1 pseudogene is annotated in these 422 nt (G+C 40.5%); it reads right to left on the reverse strand.

The features are described from left to right. Positions 1-320 (reverse strand): annotated as a pseudogene (locus AAEY57_RS19455) (IS982 family transposase); the annotation flags it as partial. Positions 321-422 lie beyond the last annotated feature (102 nt).

Below are 422 nucleotides of genomic sequence, written 5' to 3' on the forward strand. Positions count from 1 at the left end.
GGCTTGCCAAGTTTTGATGTGAGGTAACTGCACATCGGAACCACCACACTAGGCATAAGCGCGAGAAACCTTGTGTAACTCAGCAACTCTGGAAAATAGGCTTTAAGTTGACGGCAAACATAGTGAAGGTAGTAGTTTTTGAAATCTCTGTAATGTGACTGGTGAAAATGGATGATAATAGTCATCACCTCTGACGGAGATAAGCGGCATGCTCTTCGACGTTTAATTTCACCATTTTCGAGCAATATACGCTGCCAGCTTGGGAAAAATAACTTTGAAAAATCATCGACATCACAGTACGTTTCAACTAACTTGTTCATGCTCGTTCCTTTTTGTTCTAATCACTCTTGGTCGAATGATCGGATCATGGAACGAGCATTTAGTTCCTTTAAATTAGTAATTTCTTATCCGAAGCTCAGGTT

The organism is Pseudoalteromonas sp. MER144-MNA-CIBAN-0113, from assembly GCF_040308965.1.
GTDB lineage: Bacteria > Pseudomonadota > Gammaproteobacteria > Enterobacterales > Alteromonadaceae > Pseudoalteromonas > Pseudoalteromonas tetraodonis.